Genomic DNA, 1,957 nt, shown 5'->3' with positions numbered 1-1,957 from the left:
TCCGTACTCAGCTGCCAGTTGGAGCGCTGCAAAAAGGGCGATGTTCGATGCACTTCTTGCCACTAGCCCTGATACGGTAGCAGCGCTCCAACTGGCAGCTGAGTACGGAGACCTAATGCAAAACATTGATGAAATGCTGATCCAACACTATTTGGATATTCGCGAAATCTGCACGCCGGAGCAACAGGAGGAATTGAGGAAGGTGTTCAGAAAAGCTATTCGGCGTCCTCGACCAAGATAAGTTCCCTTTTTTACCTGTAAGCGTAACTCGCCACCGTGTAGAGTTGCGCTTTTTCTTTCCTTAGCCTGTGACGGAATTATTGATCATTTCTTACCTTTCCGTTTTACACCTTATCCTATTCAATCGGATTTAAATTAGTACACATATGCATGTTGCTGTTGTCGGGGCAGGAGCTTTTGGCGCTTGGACGGCCTTATCAATTAGTGCAAAGGGGCGCAAAAGTTACCCTTTTTGACCTTGGGGACCTGGGCACTCTAGATCCAGCTCCGGAGGTGAAACTCGCCTTATCCGCGGAACCTATGGAAATGAACGAAATATATAACTCGCATGGTGGCCGAAGCTTTTAGCGCGTGGGAGGATTTCCAGCAGCAGAGTGGGCATCAAGTCTATTTTCCTACAGGAGCTTATGGCTGTTCAGCAAAGCAGATGATAATTATGCCAGAACTTCGATGCGCGTCTTGCAGCGAAATGGACTAAGTCTGGAGGAATGGACCATAAATCAGACCAGAGATAGATACCCACAGATTTATTTGGATGATATCAAAACTGTGTTTTGGGAAAAGGAGGCAGGCTATCTCATGCTCGAAGAACCTGTCAGTACTTGGTGGAAGAATTGGTGAAAGCAGGAGGGCAGTTTTTAGGGGAGAAAGCAGTTCCGGGAAAGATAGAAGGGGGGACGCTACAAGAGATAAAGTTGTCAGTGGTGGTGGGTTTAAGGTCGATGCCTATGTTTTTGCCTGCGGCCCTTGGATGCCGAAGCTTTTTCCCGATTTGCTTACGGATACGATCAGTATTTCCCGCCAGGAGATTCACTATTTTGGATTGCCTGCTTATCCAACGCTTACCAAACACCTAACTTTCCGATTTGGGTAGACATGGGAGAGCGGATCATGTATGGTGTACCTGATTATGATGGCAGAGGATTCAAGGTGGCCGATGATACAAGAGAGGGAGCCTTTGATCCAAGCACAGCGGATCGAGAAGTACGAGTGAGAAATTGGCACAGGTTCGACAGTACCTCGGCTACAGATTTCCAGCTTTACGGATGCGCCATGACCGAAGCTCGTGTTTGTCAGTACAGCAATAGTCCCAACGGACACTTTTTACTGGACCAACATCCCGAGGCGGAGAATGTGTTTTTGGCCGGGGCTGGCTGCGGTCATGGCTTCAAATTAGGACCTGTGCTTGGACGAATGATGGCTGAGCGGGTTCTAGAGGCATTGCCAATCCCTGAGGTGTTTCGGTTAGAGTCCTTGCAAAGTACTAGAAGCCTTTCCAATCAGTTTGAACATTAAGGAACTACTATCCTAAAAGAAAAATGCGGCCGAGAATTATCTCGGCGCCACCTGAAAAGATTACACTTCGCCTGATTACTGCTTATTTCTTGGTTTTATTGGGGTGGGTATTTGTTGGTTAGTACTAAGGTTTGTTTAGCCTAACGATTAAATACACTCCAAAGAACGGCACTTTTAGAGCGAGAGTAAAGTTTGAAGTAGTGAAGTGGGAAAAACGAGTAGTGAAGTAGGAAAATCCCTAGTGTGAAGTGTGTAAAGCGTCTTCGAGAATGCTCTTAAGCTCTTCCACTTTCCAGGGTTTGGTGATGTATTGTGCAACGCGCCCTTGCTCAACAGCGGTTAAAATGGGTTCCATTTCGCTATAGCCGGTCACAATCATCTTTACGATAGAGGGGTAGTGGGTATTGACGTTATCCAACAG

General features: G+C 46.9%; 4 protein-coding genes. 3 read left to right on the top strand and 1 reads right to left on the bottom strand.

The window, feature by feature from the left end:
- The 3 genes from D5R40_RS32525 to D5R40_RS32515 all read left to right on the top strand — a co-directional run.
- On the top strand, positions 1 to 241 hold a 241-nt coding region (locus tag D5R40_RS32525; RefSeq protein WP_124155850.1), incomplete at its 5' end, for a Spy/CpxP family protein refolding chaperone.
- A gap of 350 nt (positions 242 to 591) precedes the next feature.
- Positions 592 to 861, top strand: a complete 270-nt coding sequence (locus D5R40_RS32520) for a hypothetical protein (RefSeq protein WP_124155849.1) — start codon at positions 592 to 594, stop codon at positions 859 to 861.
- Positions 862 to 987: 126 nt separating this feature from the next.
- Positions 988 to 1,536: an FAD-dependent oxidoreductase gene (locus D5R40_RS32515; RefSeq protein WP_124155848.1), complete on the top strand. Its 549-nt coding sequence runs from the start codon at positions 988 to 990 to the stop codon at positions 1,534 to 1,536.
- Between the two features lie 238 nt (positions 1,537 to 1,774).
- Here D5R40_RS32515 and D5R40_RS38655 read toward each other — a convergent pair.
- A partial coding sequence (locus D5R40_RS38655) for a response regulator (RefSeq protein WP_205127833.1) occupies positions 1,775 to 1,957 on the bottom strand: 183 nt, incomplete at its 5' end.

Source organism: Okeania hirsuta (assembly GCF_003838195.1).
In the GTDB taxonomy this organism is placed as follows: domain Bacteria; phylum Cyanobacteriota; class Cyanobacteriia; order Cyanobacteriales; family Microcoleaceae; genus Okeania; species Okeania hirsuta.
The sequence above is the reverse complement of the archived record's forward strand: the minus strand, read 5'-3'. Positions and strand labels throughout refer to the sequence as shown.